At 35.0% G+C, this 14,454-nt stretch carries 18 protein-coding genes; 16 read left to right on the forward strand and 2 right to left on the reverse strand.

What is annotated here, in order from left to right; genetic code table 11:
* Window positions 1–144: 144 nt before the first annotated feature.
* From AC4D4B_RS13275 to AC4D4B_RS13300, 6 genes are all read left to right on the forward strand, one after another.
* The gene (locus tag AC4D4B_RS13275) at window positions 145–1,113 is read left to right on the forward strand and encodes a proline dehydrogenase family protein (RefSeq protein ID WP_490996183.1); all 969 of its coding nucleotides are present in this window, start codon (window positions 145–147) and stop codon (window positions 1,111–1,113) included.
* A gap of 148 nt (window positions 1,114–1,261) precedes the next feature.
* A complete protein-coding gene (locus AC4D4B_RS13280) occupies window positions 1,262–2,044 on the forward strand; it encodes a polysaccharide deacetylase family protein (protein WP_491000161.1) in 783 nt (260 codons plus the stop codon).
* A 14-nt stretch (window positions 2,045–2,058) separates the two neighbouring features.
* Entirely contained in the window at window positions 2,059–2,685 is a 627-nt protein-coding gene (locus AC4D4B_RS13285; protein WP_491000162.1) for a YkyA family protein, read from the forward strand.
* Window positions 2,686–2,928: 243 nt separating this feature from the next.
* The gene (locus tag AC4D4B_RS13290) at window positions 2,929–3,432 is read left to right on the forward strand and encodes a DUF2798 domain-containing protein (protein ID WP_490996186.1); all 504 of its coding nucleotides are present in this window, start codon (window positions 2,929–2,931) and stop codon (window positions 3,430–3,432) included.
* Between the two features lie 311 nt (window positions 3,433–3,743).
* Window positions 3,744–4,205, forward strand: coding sequence for an inner membrane protein YiaA (yiaA, locus tag AC4D4B_RS13295; RefSeq protein ID WP_490996187.1), 462 nt, complete (start codon window positions 3,744–3,746; stop codon window positions 4,203–4,205).
* A gap of 174 nt (window positions 4,206–4,379) precedes the next feature.
* Entirely contained in the window at window positions 4,380–4,598 is a 219-nt protein-coding gene (locus tag AC4D4B_RS13300) for a VOC family protein (protein ID WP_490996188.1), read from the forward strand.
* 222 nt (window positions 4,599–4,820) lie between these two features.
* Here the strand turns inward: AC4D4B_RS13300 and AC4D4B_RS13305 are convergent, their stop codons facing one another.
* Window positions 4,821–5,246 carry an HIT family protein gene (locus AC4D4B_RS13305; protein WP_490996189.1) on the reverse strand — a complete coding sequence of 142 codons (426 nt, stop codon included), beginning with the start codon at window positions 5,244–5,246 and terminating at the stop codon, window positions 4,821–4,823.
* A 110-nt stretch (window positions 5,247–5,356) separates the two neighbouring features.
* Between AC4D4B_RS13305 and AC4D4B_RS13310 the strand changes: the two genes are divergently transcribed.
* Both AC4D4B_RS13310 and AC4D4B_RS13315 read left to right on the forward strand, forming a co-directional pair.
* Window positions 5,357–5,482 carry a hypothetical protein gene (locus AC4D4B_RS13310; protein WP_491000163.1) on the forward strand — a complete coding sequence of 42 codons (126 nt, stop codon included), beginning with the start codon at window positions 5,357–5,359 and terminating at the stop codon, window positions 5,480–5,482.
* A gap of 22 nt (window positions 5,483–5,504) precedes the next feature.
* Window positions 5,505–5,711, forward strand: a complete 207-nt coding sequence (locus tag AC4D4B_RS13315) for a DUF3221 domain-containing protein (RefSeq protein ID WP_491000164.1) — start codon at window positions 5,505–5,507, stop codon at window positions 5,709–5,711.
* Window positions 5,712–5,773: 62 nt separating this feature from the next.
* On the opposite strand, the gene AC4D4B_RS13320 is transcribed toward AC4D4B_RS13315, so the two are convergent.
* Window positions 5,774–6,871, reverse strand: a complete 1,098-nt coding sequence (locus AC4D4B_RS13320; protein WP_490996191.1) for a YkvI family membrane protein — start codon at window positions 6,869–6,871, stop codon at window positions 5,774–5,776.
* A gap of 185 nt (window positions 6,872–7,056) precedes the next feature.
* Here AC4D4B_RS13320 and AC4D4B_RS13325 point away from each other — a divergent pair, with 185 nt between their 5' ends.
* The 8 genes from AC4D4B_RS13325 (at window position 7,057) to AC4D4B_RS13360 (ending at window position 14,238) form a co-directional block, all read left to right on the forward strand.
* Window positions 7,057–8,031 carry an ADP-ribosylglycohydrolase family protein gene (locus AC4D4B_RS13325; protein WP_491000165.1) on the forward strand — a complete coding sequence of 325 codons (975 nt, stop codon included), beginning with the start codon at window positions 7,057–7,059 and terminating at the stop codon, window positions 8,029–8,031.
* A gap of 261 nt (window positions 8,032–8,292) precedes the next feature.
* A complete protein-coding gene (locus tag AC4D4B_RS13330; RefSeq protein ID WP_491000166.1) occupies window positions 8,293–10,032 on the forward strand; it encodes a DNA/RNA non-specific endonuclease in 1,740 nt (579 codons plus the stop codon).
* Between the two features lie 11 nt (window positions 10,033–10,043).
* The gene (locus AC4D4B_RS13335; protein ID WP_491000214.1) at window positions 10,044–10,532 is read left to right on the forward strand and encodes an immunity protein YezG family protein; all 489 of its coding nucleotides are present in this window, start codon (window positions 10,044–10,046) and stop codon (window positions 10,530–10,532) included.
* 307 nt (window positions 10,533–10,839) lie between these two features.
* Window positions 10,840–11,544: a hypothetical protein gene (locus AC4D4B_RS13340; RefSeq protein WP_491000167.1), complete on the forward strand. Its 705-nt coding sequence runs from the start codon at window positions 10,840–10,842 to the stop codon at window positions 11,542–11,544.
* A gap of 11 nt (window positions 11,545–11,555) precedes the next feature.
* On the forward strand, window positions 11,556–12,071 hold the full coding sequence (locus AC4D4B_RS13345) for an Imm6 family immunity protein (protein ID WP_491000168.1): 516 nt from the start codon (window positions 11,556–11,558) through the stop codon (window positions 12,069–12,071).
* Window positions 12,072–12,401: 330 nt separating this feature from the next.
* Window positions 12,402–13,010, forward strand: a complete 609-nt coding sequence (locus tag AC4D4B_RS13350) for an immunity protein Imm33 domain-containing protein (RefSeq protein WP_491000169.1) — start codon at window positions 12,402–12,404, stop codon at window positions 13,008–13,010.
* A gap of 411 nt (window positions 13,011–13,421) precedes the next feature.
* The gene (locus AC4D4B_RS13355; RefSeq protein ID WP_491000170.1) at window positions 13,422–13,754 is read left to right on the forward strand and encodes a DNA/RNA non-specific endonuclease; all 333 of its coding nucleotides are present in this window, start codon (window positions 13,422–13,424) and stop codon (window positions 13,752–13,754) included.
* A gap of 4 nt (window positions 13,755–13,758) precedes the next feature.
* Window positions 13,759–14,238: an immunity protein YezG family protein gene (locus AC4D4B_RS13360; RefSeq protein ID WP_491000171.1), complete on the forward strand. Its 480-nt coding sequence runs from the start codon at window positions 13,759–13,761 to the stop codon at window positions 14,236–14,238.
* Window positions 14,239–14,454 lie beyond the last annotated feature (216 nt).

A 14,454-nucleotide genomic window follows, 5' to 3' on the forward strand; every position in this document is an offset into this window, starting at 1 on the left:
TTCAGAATTTACTATATTATGAATATATTAAAATAAGTAAGCGCTTTAATAAAGGTTATATAAAAATATAAGTTTTAGTTTTATAAGCGTTTATCCTATTTTCAATATTTTCATGTTATTTATCTAACACAAGGGGTGTTCATAATGATCGTTAAGGATTTCTTTATTGCTCTTTCAGAAAATCAGTTCTTAAACCGTACAGCTCAAAAATACGGGTTGAAAATGGGTGCGCAAACCGTGGTTGCGGGTACAAATATAGACGAAACAATTGAAAGTATAAAAGAGTTAAATAAGTATGGAATTTCTTGTACGGTGGATAACCTTGGGGAGTTTGTCGATGACAGAGAAGAGGCTGTGAATGCAAAGAATCAAATCCTTCAAGTCATTGATGCCATTCATGAAAATGAAGTTGATGCTCATATCTCATTAAAACCATCTCAATTGGGATTGGATATAGAAATGGATTTCTGTCGAGACATTCTCTTAGAAATTGTTGAAGCAGCTTCAAAATATGATATTTTTATAAATATTGATATGGAGAATTATTCACGACTTCAAGCTTCCTTTGATATGTTAGATGATATCTCAGAAAAATATGAAAATGTTGGAACAGTTATTCAAGCATATTTTTATCGTGCTGAACATGATATACAAAAATATAAAAACTTTCGGCTCCGTATTGTAAAAGGCGCCTATAAGGAACCGGCCGAATTGGCTTACCAAACAAAAGCAGAAATTGATAAAAATTATATTAATTTAATTGAATACCATCTATTAAATGGAAAGTTTACCTCGATTGCTACACATGATCACAACGTAATAAACCATGTAAAGAAATTTGTAAAAGAACATCAAATTCCAACTGAAAAATTTGAATTCCAAATGCTATACGGCTTCCGTTCAGATATGCAGATTGAGTTGGCTAAAGAGGGATATCAATTTTGTACATATGTTCCTTTTGGAACGGATTGGTACGGTTATTTTATGAGACGTTTAGCTGAAAGACCTCAAAACATTAGCCTTGTAACAAAACAAGTTTTCACGAAAAAAACCAATACTGTTCTTGCCATAACAGCAGGTGCTTTTTTACTTGGGAGATTATCTAAAAAATAAATAAGTATGAAACAGTCACTACCCAAACAAAGGCTAGTGGCTTTATTTAATTAATCTATTTTTCTGATATATTACTAAAATATTACAAAAGAAAAAGAATTGTAATATAATAGGAGTTAGACAAAGATTTATAAAGGAAGAGTAAAGAATGCGTAATTTTGCAATAATCTTGGTTACTATTGTGCTATCCATAACCGTAATGAGCTGGGTCAAACCGACTTCCAGTTTGGCTGACAAAACGAATGATCAATCTGGGCATCCAGAACTGAACATAGTTACATATGAAAGGACCGTAAAAAAAGTGCCTAAAAGATTAAATGGTAAAGAGAGAAAAGTAGTTTATTTAACAATTGATGACGGTCCAAGTCTTTATACAAAGGATTTAATTGCTATACTCGATCAATTTGAAATACCTGCTACTCATTTTTTGATCGGAAATAATATAAAGAAATACCCGGATATGGCGAAGGAATATGTCAACCGAGGAGATTATATCGGAATGCACTCAATGAGCCATGATTATAATAGATTGTACAAAAAGGGGAAAATTGTAGAAGAAGTGATGGAAACGCAACAATTGATCAAAGAACAGGTAAATATTTTGCCGATTTTATTCAGGTGTCCATATGGATCATCTCCAGGGTTAAATAAGAAATTGCGAGATCAAGCTGCACACGCAGGGTTAAAAATGTGGGATTGGACAATCGATTCAAAAGATTGGAAGCTGCAAGAGAATCCTTCAAAAATTAAAGGAGAAATTCTGAAGCAATTAAATGAATCTGAAGAAATTATCTTGATTCATGAAAAGAAAGGTACCATTGAGGCATTGCCAGGAATAATTAAAAGTATAAAGGAAGCGGGCTACGAATTTGAAAGATACGAAGAATCAAAACACTTTCCGGCAAACTTCCATAAAGATAAGAGATTATAAAGTCGAGGAATCGTATGATTAGAAAGAAAATAGGTATATATCTAGCTATAATTGTAATCACTATGGTAATGGCTGTTTTAATTCTGCCAGTAATACAAAAGTATGATGAAAAATATTTAAAGGTTCATAATCAAGTCGCATGGGATTTTAAGTCTAATATGAATTATGGCGAGCTTTTTAATACCGAAAATAATAAGCTGCAATCCCTATACGAAATGACAGTAAAGAATGGAGCAGATAATCTAAAAAAGGCTGAAAACCAAATAAGTAAGGCTGAAGAGACAATCAATCAGTGTAAACTAATGGTTGACGAGGACAAATCATTGGTAGAAAACCAATTAATACAAATGAAGGAATCAGAGGAACTACTGAGTAAAATAGATCAAAAAGTAAATAAAGAAACGTATATGAGTCTCCATAACTCATTGATTAAACTGTTAAATACATATAATCTAGCCCTTGATCAATATGAAGAAGTACTTAGCTTGGAGCAAAAGATTTACTCAGCGTTAAAAGCGGAAAAGGATTTAAAAGAAATAACCGCTATTATAGATGAAGCAAATCAATCATCCGGTGAATTATCAGGTACAATCAAGGATTTAAACGGCTATATAGTATCCTACAATAAGCTACAAATCTAATTCAGACATCTCCCATTGATTTGCTGTTAAACTCTTGAAATAGATCACTTGTATAGTTGGAATCTATTAAAGAACGAATAGGAAAACACGATTAGCCTTTAAAAAAGGTGCTTGAAAAATTTTTACCTAACATGGTAATATGTTTAAATCAGTGTGTAGAGATATTGGTGTAGTCGATATGCCAAAAATATATGTCTTGTTGATACGTCTGCCATCTGAATTTTTCATTTTCGGAGGGTATATATGCATAGAGAAGATAGGTTGCCACAAAACGCAAGAGAAGGCATATTATTTATGCTCATCATTTCAATCATCTCAGTAAATACGATTGCACCAATTATTATGGGATTGGAACGTGGTTTCAGTAAAGAAAATTATCTTGAAACCTTAAAGATCATTCCAATTATGTGGATCATTGTGGTTTTATTGGTGAGATTCGTTGCTGGACCTGTGGTTGGTAAAATAATGCCTAAATTCATAGGTAAAACAGATGGATTCAATGCAAGAGTTTTAATGAATACATTTTTCAATGTAACTGTTCTATCCGTCCTTTTAACCATTATCGGCACATGGGTTGGCTCAAAACAAATCAGCCTAGAACCAATTCAAAATTTCTTCTTGAGCTGGTTTAGGAATTTCGGTGTGGCATTTTGGATTGAATTAATAGTAGCGCAGCCGATTGCTAGATTTGTAATGAAGAAAATCCATAAGAGAAAAGTGAATAAAGCAGAGACAGTTAAATTATAAGGCCTGTGAGATTCTCAGAGATTTTTAGATAAAGCTGTAAAATAATGAAGTTCAACCAGAACAAGACTGGTTGAACTTTTTATTTTGCAACTTTATTTTATTTGCATGACTACTTTTGATGGAGGTTAAAAGGCTGGGTTATTCTACCAGGATGATGAATATTCGTATTTTATAATAGGTCCTTGTGAAGGTACTGAACAATTAAAAGGATAATATGTACTGATTTGTAAGAATATTCTATATAATAGATATGGAGGCGGAATTCTGCTTATCAGAGTTATTATTTATATAGAGAAGAGGTGAAGGGTTCAGTGTCTAATGAGAATGAGTATTTATTAGATAACGAACAAAGTGTTTCCAAAAAGAAAAGACATCCCGGGGAACCGACGGCAGCTTTTAAAGGTGCTACCTGGGCGGCATTATTAGTTGGGGTTGTTGCTTATCTAATAGGGTTATTTAATGCATCTATGGAATTAAATGAAAAAGGGTATTATTTTGCAGTATTAGTATTTGGACTTTATTCAGCAGTATCATTACAAAAAGCGGTTAGAGATCGAGATGAGGATATACCTGTGACAGCCATCTATTATGGAATTAGCTGGTTTGCTCTAATTGTTGCTATCGCCTTAATGGGCATCGGCCTTTATAATGCGGGAAGTATTGATCTGAGTGAAAAAGGGTTTTATGGTATGTCATTTGTCTTAAGCGTATTCGCTGCCATAACTGTTCAAAAAAATATTAGGGATACACAGAGGGCTAAAGAACAAGACTGATTCATTTGTGCAGTAAAAAGCAGATGTTTCTTTCAATTCAAAGGGCTATCTAGAAACGGCCCCCAAAAGTCAGATTTCAATTCTAAATTTCGGAGGCCATTTAAATTTTTGGGTAGGAAATACACTTTCTTTTATGGAATTTAATCATGGTCAATAATTAGAAGGAGTGGAAGAATGGAAGGACTGGTAAAGAGAATTGATACCGTATTTTTAGAGGTAAGTGATTTAGACTACTCGATTAAATGGTATTTAGAAAAATTAAGATTAACTATGAGGTGGAATCGCAATGGGTATGCTGCCTTCACAATAGGAGAAACCTCATTAATCCTTGTTCAATCAACAGACATCCATTTCTGGTTATCATATTTTCACCTCGCCTATCATTATATTTGAAAAAAATGTATATGTCATTTGGGAATAAACAAGAAAGAGTATCACACAAAATGAAGCGTAGAAGGAATGAGAAAGTGAACATAATTACTCACCAATGGGTGGGCACAGATGAAGGGATAGCAGGAATGATACTAAAATCTATTAAGTTTAGTTTGGTTTAAAAAAAGAAGAAAAAAACGGGGTGTAGTATAATGGAATGAATAAACCAAAAGGTAGTGGAAATTAATCCAAAACCTTTAGCATTTCAGTGATTCTTCTTTTCATCTCTTCTAAGTCATGTTCCTTTTCTACGATTGTTTCTCCATCTTCAGAATAGAAATCTGCAAAATTTTGTCCTTTATACCGCGGAACTACATGCATATGAAAATGTGTTAATTCATCAAATACTCCACCGTTCTGACAGACTGTAATACCATCAGGATTAAACAAGATTTTTATCACTTTTGATAGCCTCTTTGCTGCCATCATCACGGAGCTTGCCGTATGTTCGTCAAATTCATCAAAGTATCGAACATGTTTTTTAGGTAAAATCAAAACATGTCCTTCATTATAAGGATCAATATCTAAAATACAACAAACATAATCATCTTCAAAAACTACATGAACATTTTCTTCTTTATGTGCTAATTTACAGCCTAAACAATTCATTACAGCTCCCCCTTTATTAAATTATATACTTAATTAAAAAAGTGAAGAGGGAAATTTTAGGAATAATAGAATAAAGGTATTGATAATAGATCGGTAAGGGAGGTGGAATCTTGAAGATTACGACCAAGGTTGCCCTATATATCGGGTTATCCTTATTGCTTCTCATCGTCCTCTATATGTATGAACTTAAACGACAAACCGACTCACCTGGAAAAAGAAGGGACGATTATCATTAGCAAAGGTGATACTGTTTTCATTGTGCTGGATCCAGGTTTTGAGAATCAGGACGTGGATTTATCAATCCGGGAGATACTCGTCAAATATAAAGACGTTGGTCGTCTATCCATCCATCAAAGTGATTATAGAGGTGAACTAAAAAACGGACAAAGGGTGAAAGTATGGATAAGCCAAGGTATGGAATCCTATCCCCCAATCTTTAAAGCAATAAAACTGGAGAGATTGTAGGGATATATTCATTTATTACATTAAAATCCCCGCGCCATAAATGGAACGGGGATTTTAATGTTTTATACTGCTTTTTCTTCTTTTTCAGCTATTGAATTTATCCGATTGATTTCAGGAGCATGGTGCTTAGATTTAATCCAGGACCAGCCAATTGCTGCGAGTAAAATAAATCCGACATAACCCATGATTGGATATACAGTGTTTACCAATGTAGTAAACCCAGCAAAGCTAAGACCAAAACCAATTGCTCCGACAATCACAACTGAAGGATGAAATAAGCGTCCTTTAGGAATGATCCTCACTGTGAATGCATAAAACATTCCCACGCATGTATTGTAAATCATAGCTAATAGAATAATAGATAGCAGGTTCCCAATTAAAGGTGAAATACTATTAGCTAAAAATAAAGTAGGCATTTCTACAATTTGCATATTAGCCATATCAGTCATCATACCTATGTTAATCAGCAGCATGAGTACACCAAGCAGGATACCGCCCATGATTCCGCCAATAGCTGCCTGTTTTTTATTTTTAAACGTACCGCTAATAACAGATAGCATAGAGAAACCGACAGCAACATTAAAGGATACATAAAGTAATGCGGACATGAACCAATTTGAAGCCGCTGCTTTGTCTAAATCAACATTACGCTCTATGTCTATTGGAGTGATTCCATTTTTAATTAGGGCGTATCCTGATATAAAAATCATAATAACTAATAAAAATGGTGTGATTGAGCTAATGATAGAGATGATTTTTTCTACCTTCAATAGCATGGTCAGGACGGTAATAACCGTCATAAACAGTGAGCCCCAAATGGCAGAAATCCCAAATTGTTCTTCAACAATTGATCCTGCGCCCGCTATCATAATTACACCAACGCCAAATAAAAAGAACGATAAAATTATATCCAGTGCTTGACCAAGAAAACGTCCGCAGAGAACCTCGATGATTTCTTTATGTGAGGTGGCTTGCATATGGCTGCCCAGTTGAGAAAGTTGCATGGCAATAAAGGAAAATAAGACAGTTGCCAGCAAAATGGCAGGTATACTGTAAAAGCCGAAATTCGTGAAAAACTGCATGATTTCCTGGCCGGAGCCAAATCCCGCTCCAACAATGACTCCTACAAATGCACCTGCTAGGTATAAACTTTGTTTCATTTTATCAGTCCTCTTTTATGGTAGTTTGGAGGGATATCCAAAAATTAAGTATTCTGATATATTAACATATTCATTCTATTTTCACAAATTGAAGGAAATGGAATTAAGTTTTTGGGAAATCCCGTTATAGAAGAAAGGTTAGTTTGGTAAAATGAGATAAAAGACAGTATGAGGGAGGATTCCATATGACAAGAAAAGTAGATGGAGTTCCAGCAGATACAATGAAAGATAAGATATATTCAACCATTATAGGCGGGATTATTGGGGATGCTCTTGGTGTACCGGTAGAATTTAAAGCCAGAAATGCCGGCGTTACAGATATGATCGGCTATGGAACCTATAATATGCCTCCTGGAACATGGTCTGATGATACATCACTAACGATGTGCCTGATTGAAAATTTAATTGCAGAAAAAGATGAAAATGATTTGATGAACCGGTTTGTTGCCTACCAAGAAAAAGGGTATTGGACTCCATATGGTGAAATGTTCGATATCGGCATCGCAACTGCAAATGCTATTAGCCGGTATAAGCAAGGTGTACCGGCTGTTCAATGTGGCGGAAAAACGGAATATGATAATGGCAATGGCGCGCTTATGCGTATAGTGCCACTCGTATTTACATTATCGAAAGAGCCTGATTTCCAAATGAGGAAAAAGGAAATAGAGAGGATTGCGCATATCACACATGGCCATCCAAGATCTACACTCGGTACAATTATTTACGTAGAGTTTTTATTGAATATGTACGGTAAACACGCACCTTTAGATTCCTTGAAGATGGCGGTCAATACATGCCAGGAGGAGCTCGCAGCAGAGGATACTTATCAAAAGGAGTTTGCTTCATATGAAAGAATCTTTAATCTAAGCTTGCTCGAAGCAGACCGTGATGATATTTGCTCCGATGGTTATGTTGTTCATTCGCTTGAAGCAGCTTTATGGTGCTTTTTTAAGCATCCTACGTATGAAGCTGCCGTTCTTGAAGCGGTAAACTTGGGCAGTGACACCGATACGATTGCTTTTATTACAGGAACTATGGCTGGTATGTATCACGGGATGGAGAATATTCCGAAAAAATGGGTGAATGCCCTAGTCAGTAAAGATAAAATCATAAACCTTTGTGATTGCTTTTATAACTATTGCGCACAGAAGACGAATTAACTTTATATATGAAACATAAGATTTTGAGAAGGACCTGCTCAGGAAGTCTGTAAAAACGACTTTGGGGCAGGTCTTTTTTTAGAATGATAAATCATTAGCCTTATAAATGGAGTTTGTTTATTGGGTAAAAAGATATATTTTGTAAATCAACGAAAGGGAAATACTCCCAGTTGGCGAATAAAAGATAGAAGACTGTCTAATGAGAACGAATCATCCTAGAGAATCAACAAGGATCTGTAAAGTTTAGGAAAGGGGTTTTCTATGGATGTGAAATATATTCCCGCCGACTGGGAGAAAATGCGAGCGGGACTTAGTGACTTGGTGGGACGTGGGCTTGGTTCAGGTGTATTTGATCACTTAAAGGATATCAATGAAGTACTTGAGGATGCTGAAAGGGATATTGCCAGATATGATGTGGATGGCGCAATTTCCTTTCATCATAAAAGTCAAAAAAGCCTCTATAACAGCCTATCCGATGATTTCTCTGTCTTGCACCGCTTTACCGGAAAAGTCGGGGATATTGTCGACCGGACAATTGATGAGCCCTTCTATAAGGAGATGGATGCTTTTGTGCAATCTGTGCGAGACCTTTCCATTTCGAACTATACAACCGGCAATCGAATCGGTGCCAAAGAGACGGTGCAATATGGCTATGGAGCAGGCACGACTCAAATGGAAGTGCCGAAAACAGAAGTAAGCATCGATGATTTATTGAGCGGCGGCAATTTTTATGCAGATCAGATGAAACAACAGTTTGAAGAATGGAAGATTGCCAATCCAGACCAGGAGATATCTGAGGATAAATATCGAATGGCTGCAGTTAACTCACGCGCCTTTGAATATGAATCTATCCGTGATAAGCAGGAAAACAAGGAGTTCTGGGCAGGAATTGCCGCATTGGTCGTGATTGTAGGAGTCTCATTAGTATGCCCTCCAGCCGGAATTGCTTTAGGAGCGGCTTATGGAGTGATGGAAGTCAGTACCGCGGTGTCAGGGAAAGACTGGGTATCAGGAAGAGAATTGAGCACATCCGAACGCTGGACAAGGGGTTTGTTAGCGCCACTTGATATCATTCCTGCAGCAGGGGCTGTCTCCAAATTTGCCAAGGGAGCTAAACTTGCTCAACTTAGTGGGCATATGGGAGAATTAGGAGTAAGGAATGGAATAAAAGCAATTCCTTCTGCACCAGCTACCATTAGAAATTTAACAGAACAAGCTGCACAGCACACAGCAACACGTTTGAGAAGTGCTCAAGCGGCCATAAATAGTGCAGGAAGTGCCTTGAAAAATAAGGTGGTAAAGGATTTCAAGGAAGTCGGCGAGTTATTCAAATACGTTGCTAGCTCGCTAAATATCTCTTCTTCACGACAAAGACTAGCGTTTGCCAGGATGGGGGACGAGGCAGTTTTAAGTGGCGGTCGTTGGGTTGATGATACTGCACCTAACAATTCTAGTAATGTTAGTGACAATCTTACTAATAAAACTAATAAAATTCCAGAAATAAGTGAAGTCAACTATGGCGACCATTTTCTTAAAGGAAAAAGGGGAAGAAAAGAACTTTCACCAAATGTTCGTTATGTGACACGTGATGGATATAAATATACAACAGATGATTTAGGAAGAATTGTTGACGTTGAAGCAGATAATCTAATATTGAAAGAAGCGGAAAGAAATCTTGGGATGCAAAGAGCCGCCGGTAGAGAAGACAGATTACCAGATGATGATGGCGGACATTTAATAGGAAGTCAGTTTCATGGTTCGGGAGATATTGATAATCTTGTTGCTCAAAATAGCCAAATTAACCGTTCAGGTGGAGAGTGGTATAAGATGGAGACAATTTGGGCAAAAGCTTTGAAGAAAGTCCCACCGAAAAAGGTATCTGTAAAGATAGAACCGGTTTATAATGGGAACTCACTCAGACCAAGCTATTTTGAGGTTCTTTATAAAGTTGAAGGAAAAAGATTAGTTAAGAAAATTATTAAAAATCAACCAGGGGGATGATATTGTTGACTATGGAAAATGAAATGAACCAAATATATAGAGAAATTGCCGAAACAGTTAATGAAATGATTCCAGAAAAATGGATTAAATTTTATATGTATGCTCAAGTTTCAGAAACCGGAGGAGGCACTTACTTCTTCTATAACACTCCCCAAGATGAACAAAACTATAAATATAGTTTAGAAATTCCTTTTGAATTTAACGTTAATAAAGAGCAGTATAGGCAAAAGGAAATAAACCTATTTGAGCTGAGTGACAAACTAAGAAAAGTTTTCGATGATAATCAACAAGAGCTATGGTATTCATTTACCTTATCGTTAGATAACAATGGTAAATTTACCATTCATTATGATTATACCAACTGGTTTGAGACAAATTATAGCTTTGATGACCAGTTAGTTATTTGGGAGTATAAATATTTAGGAAATGAACCAGAAGATGTTGAAAGCAAAGCGTTGATCGATAGATATTTTATTGAGTATCCGAATAATCCGATTTGAGGAGTAAATTGAAAATATGCTTTTTGTTCGTTCTACAAAATATTTAATAGTTGAGTTATAAGATATTAATAAGAGTTTTAACTATGAAGTACTTGATTACTTGGAAAAGTAACAAGTGCTTTTTGATGTGTAATCTATTTGTGTGTTCCGCGTATGCCTCCACGCAGAACTCTATGGGATAATGAAAAGTGTGTTACTTAAATTTATTTCGATAAAGAATGTAATGAAACGATAACCCCATTTTGTCTGTAATACATAGTGCAGGAAATAAACTGTTAAAAATAAATTAGCCAATGATGTAATCGAAGTGGCACAAGTAGCAGACAAAGCCATAACTGCTACCAAAAACATCCTTTCTACTAGAACAATGGTTCTCGCCGATGACTTTGGCGCAGGGATACATGTTAATAGTAAGGTTGAAAATACTCATGCCTTAGAGAATAGGGTGAGGAGTAGGTTTAGTGTTAGTGATGGTGTGGATGCTGGTAAGGGTAATGAAAAAAAACAACTGGCCAAGGAAGATTTGGATGATTTACGGAAAAAGTGGAATGTTCCAGAAAAGGATACAATCGCAGTGGGTAAGACTGATGTACCTGGCCTTGAAGATATAATATTTGAAGGAGGGTCTCCTGCGGTTAGAAAAGAAGCGGGTTTACCTGATTTAGATACTGCTATGCCTGATAGACCAATAAAATCACCAGGGAAAATTGCGAGTGCAACCAGACATGCTGAAGAAGTCATCCTAAATGAATTTATAAAAAATATTGAAGAGCTTGGTAAAAAACCAGAAGAAATTACTGGGATTTTAAATATACACCAATCAAATGTAAAAGGAGTGTGTCCAACGTGTATTCAAGGATTAAATAATCCTAGTGTTCCACCAGGTATATTTAAACAATTTAGCGAGATGTTTCCGAACATAACAATAAAGGTTACATCTGAAACAGCAGAAAATGTTAGACCAAACGGTAGATTGGAATTCGTTGTAAAAAACGGGAAATATATAGATTAGGAGAAGGGTAAATGTTTAAAGATTTTAGTTTAATTAATTCAGAGGCTCAAGTAGTATACTTTTTAGGTCTTTCGGAGAAAGTTATTCCAAATCTTGTGAGCTCTAAAAACTATGAAACTTTGAGAAAAGCACTAGATCGATGCTGGGATTGGTTAGAGCATAAGAATATAGATGCAGATGATTTGTATTGGTATTTTGAAAATCTAGATGATACAGGCGTAATAACTCTAATGCAATTCGAGGAGGATGATTACAAATTAAAAATTTGGATCTGTGTAGCAGATGCAATAGCTTTCACGATTCGTCAGGCTTATATATGTCAAAAAGATGAATATCTACCAGCAACTATTGAAGCAGTTGATATCGAAGAGACTATTAATGAATTTAATACTAATTTTGATGCCATTTTAGATGCTAAGAAAGATAATAAGAGTAAAGACATTTTGTTAGATTATTTAATTGAAAATTATCCCAATTCTATAAATGATGGTCCAACAAAAGAAGAGATAATAAAGATATTAAGTTGAAAATTCTAAAATAGATAACTATAAAGCACTTGATTACCAATTTTGGTAACAGGTGTTTTTGTTTTGTTGAATTTAAACTTTGGGTGACATAGATGTTGCTTTACCGAATTTCATAGCTCATGAAGGTAGTACCATCATGGAGTAGCGTTATAATACTTGGAGGAACGAAATAAGAAAGAGAAATGGGTGTAAGGGGGCTCATAGTTGGGCTGATTGGAAAGGACATTCTAAGATGGGTGAGGTTCCTGTTAATGTTAGAATGGAAATGCTAGAAAAAGAGAAACAAGCTAGAGAAGCTCTAAAAGTAGCTATAGAAGAGAGGTTGAAGAAATGAAGAAATTTGAAAAGATTATTAAGGGCAAAACCATTATAGTGACTGCCGAAAAAGAATTAGAACCTCAAATAGAAATTTTGTTTGCTATATTAGAGCAGGTAGACCGAAATAAATTAATTCATGGATTCACTTTACAAGTTGGTTGGTCCGTCTACTATTTACATGAGAGAGAAACCGGGGATTTTATATTGACTTCTCCTGATTACTCTAGAAATCCATTTGAAGATACAACAGAAGATTTAACTTTAGCATTGTGGGTACAACTAGAACAAGGTCATTTTTTGAGAAAGATAAATATCGATGGTTTATCAATAAAATTTAGTGATAAAATCATACTTTCTAAAGGTGTACTAGAGCTCGAGAAAATATATTTACAAAGAAATGGAGATGTTGAAAAAGGAGATTCAGGTTGGTATATAGGTCCTGTAGAGGATGATAATACTACAGAGTTGTATGCTCTTTATGCTTCTCAACTACTAAAAATTAAACCAGAGATCATACAAGTTCTTGCTTTACCAAATGATTATATGGTTGTTTTTGAAGGTAATGAAATAAAAGCAGTATTAAACGAAAACGATGTAGATGTTTTTAAAGACTCTTTATAGATTTTATTTATGGGGTATCTTAAGTTACACAACTAAACTATACAGGTAGTAAAACATTGAATAAAGCACTTGATTGTCTACTAATGGCAACGAGTGCTTTTTGTTTTTTTGGTGAGAAATTTATGCTTTGGACAACTAAAAAAGATTGTTTTAAATTCATAGCTCATGAAGGTAGTATTTCTTCAAGGCATTCTGTTTTAGTACTGAGTTTGTGAAAATAATAAGGTAAATAGGCGAGTTGGCAGTTTACGTGGTAAAAGGAGTTATAACAGGGAGTAACTAACAAACTACTAAGTATGACAATACTCATGGTGATAATTAATATATTATATAAAAGAGCATCTATATTCTAAAGTGGGTTTATAAATACAAGGTGTTGCTTTTAAAAGAAACAACTGTATTATACTCGGTGTGTTTAGAAGCATTACATTTTTAATTAGTGATAGAACATATACATCTAATGATGATGGTGGTCACTTAATTGGAGCACAGTTTAATGGGCCTGCAGATATAGATAATCTTGTCCCACAAAACAGTCAGATTAATAGAAGAGGTGGGGTATGGTATGAAATGGAGACAGAGTGGGCTAATGCACTGAAAGAGATCCCGCCTAAGAAAGTCTCTCTTATCATTGAACCCATTTACACTAATTATTCTATGCGACCAGATAGCTTGATTGTTGAATATGAAATAGAAGGTCAATTTCCAGTTATACGTGAGATTGCAATTAAATCAGGGGGATGAGAAGATGAGTTTTGAATCAAAGCTTAACAACTTATATAATGAAATCGCTCAACAGGTTAGCGATATGATTCCTGTTGAATGGGATAATTTCTATTTTAATGGAGAAGTAAAAGAAAGGGATGGGGGAGTTTTCTTCTTCTTTACACCTAAAGGTGAGAAGCAGAATGTTTTTTCACACTATATTCCTAGATATTACAATATAGATAAAAGAACATATAAGAAAGACCTTCACAAGTTATTTGAACTAACTGTAAACCTTCAACAGATATTTATTGAGAATGACCAAGAACCGTGGTTTTCAGTTTCATTAATAGTTAAGGATGCTAGCAAATTGAATGTACATTTTGATTATACTAATTGGTATGATAGCAAGTTTGGTCCAACAGATAGGATTAAATATTTTGAATATAAATATGTAGATAAAAATAAAGAACAGCAAGACATAGATTTGATTGAGAAGATGAAGAAATTTGAGGAAAAGTAATCTGGAAAGCGCTTGAAATTGTCTTAGGTATAGACAACAAGTGCTTTTTTATATAGCTTATTAGTTTTATATACAGAGCGTGTAATTTAATTGTGTATTCTCCAGTGAAATTTACTGAAAGTAAAAGGACAAATCAGCCAATGATGGAATCGAGTGGCACAAGCAGCAGATAAAGCCATAATTGCTACCAGTAACATCCTTTCTACTAGAAAAATG

The sequence above is a fragment of the Pradoshia sp. Z6_59 genome (assembly GCF_058267515.1).

Bases quoted from the DNA above. Each gene is read 5' to 3' on its own strand.
- AC4D4B_RS13285 (WP_491000162.1), top strand. From the start codon at position 2,059: ATGATTAGAAAGAAAATAGGTATATATCTAGCTATAATTGTAATCACT.
- AC4D4B_RS13360 (WP_491000171.1), top strand. From the start codon at position 13,759: ATGAGTTTTGAATCAAAGCTTAACAACTTATATAATGAAATCGCTCAA.
- AC4D4B_RS13290 (WP_490996186.1), top strand. From the start codon at position 2,929: ATGCATAGAGAAGATAGGTTGCCACAAAACGCAAGAGAAGGCATATTA.
- AC4D4B_RS13335 (WP_491000214.1), top strand. From the start codon at position 10,044: ATGGAAAATGAAATGAACCAAATATATAGAGAAATTGCCGAAACAGTT.
- AC4D4B_RS13325 (WP_491000165.1), top strand. From the start codon at position 7,057: ATGACAAGAAAAGTAGATGGAGTTCCAGCAGATACAATGAAAGATAAG.
- AC4D4B_RS13305 (WP_490996189.1), bottom strand. From the start codon at position 5,246: ATGAATTGTTTAGGCTGTAAATTAGCACATAAAGAAGAAAATGTTCAT.
- AC4D4B_RS13280 (WP_491000161.1), top strand. From the start codon at position 1,262: ATGCGTAATTTTGCAATAATCTTGGTTACTATTGTGCTATCCATAACC.
- AC4D4B_RS13330 (WP_491000166.1), top strand. From the start codon at position 8,293: ATGGATGTGAAATATATTCCCGCCGACTGGGAGAAAATGCGAGCGGGA.
- AC4D4B_RS13345 (WP_491000168.1), top strand. From the start codon at position 11,556: ATGTTTAAAGATTTTAGTTTAATTAATTCAGAGGCTCAAGTAGTATAC.
- AC4D4B_RS13320 (WP_490996191.1), bottom strand. From the start codon at position 6,871: ATGAAACAAAGTTTATACCTAGCAGGTGCATTTGTAGGAGTCATTGTT.
- AC4D4B_RS13275 (WP_490996183.1), top strand. From the start codon at position 145: ATGATCGTTAAGGATTTCTTTATTGCTCTTTCAGAAAATCAGTTCTTA.
- AC4D4B_RS13350 (WP_491000169.1), top strand. From the start codon at position 12,402: ATGAAGAAATTTGAAAAGATTATTAAGGGCAAAACCATTATAGTGACT.
- AC4D4B_RS13300 (WP_490996188.1), top strand. From the start codon at position 4,380: ATGGAAGGACTGGTAAAGAGAATTGATACCGTATTTTTAGAGGTAAGT.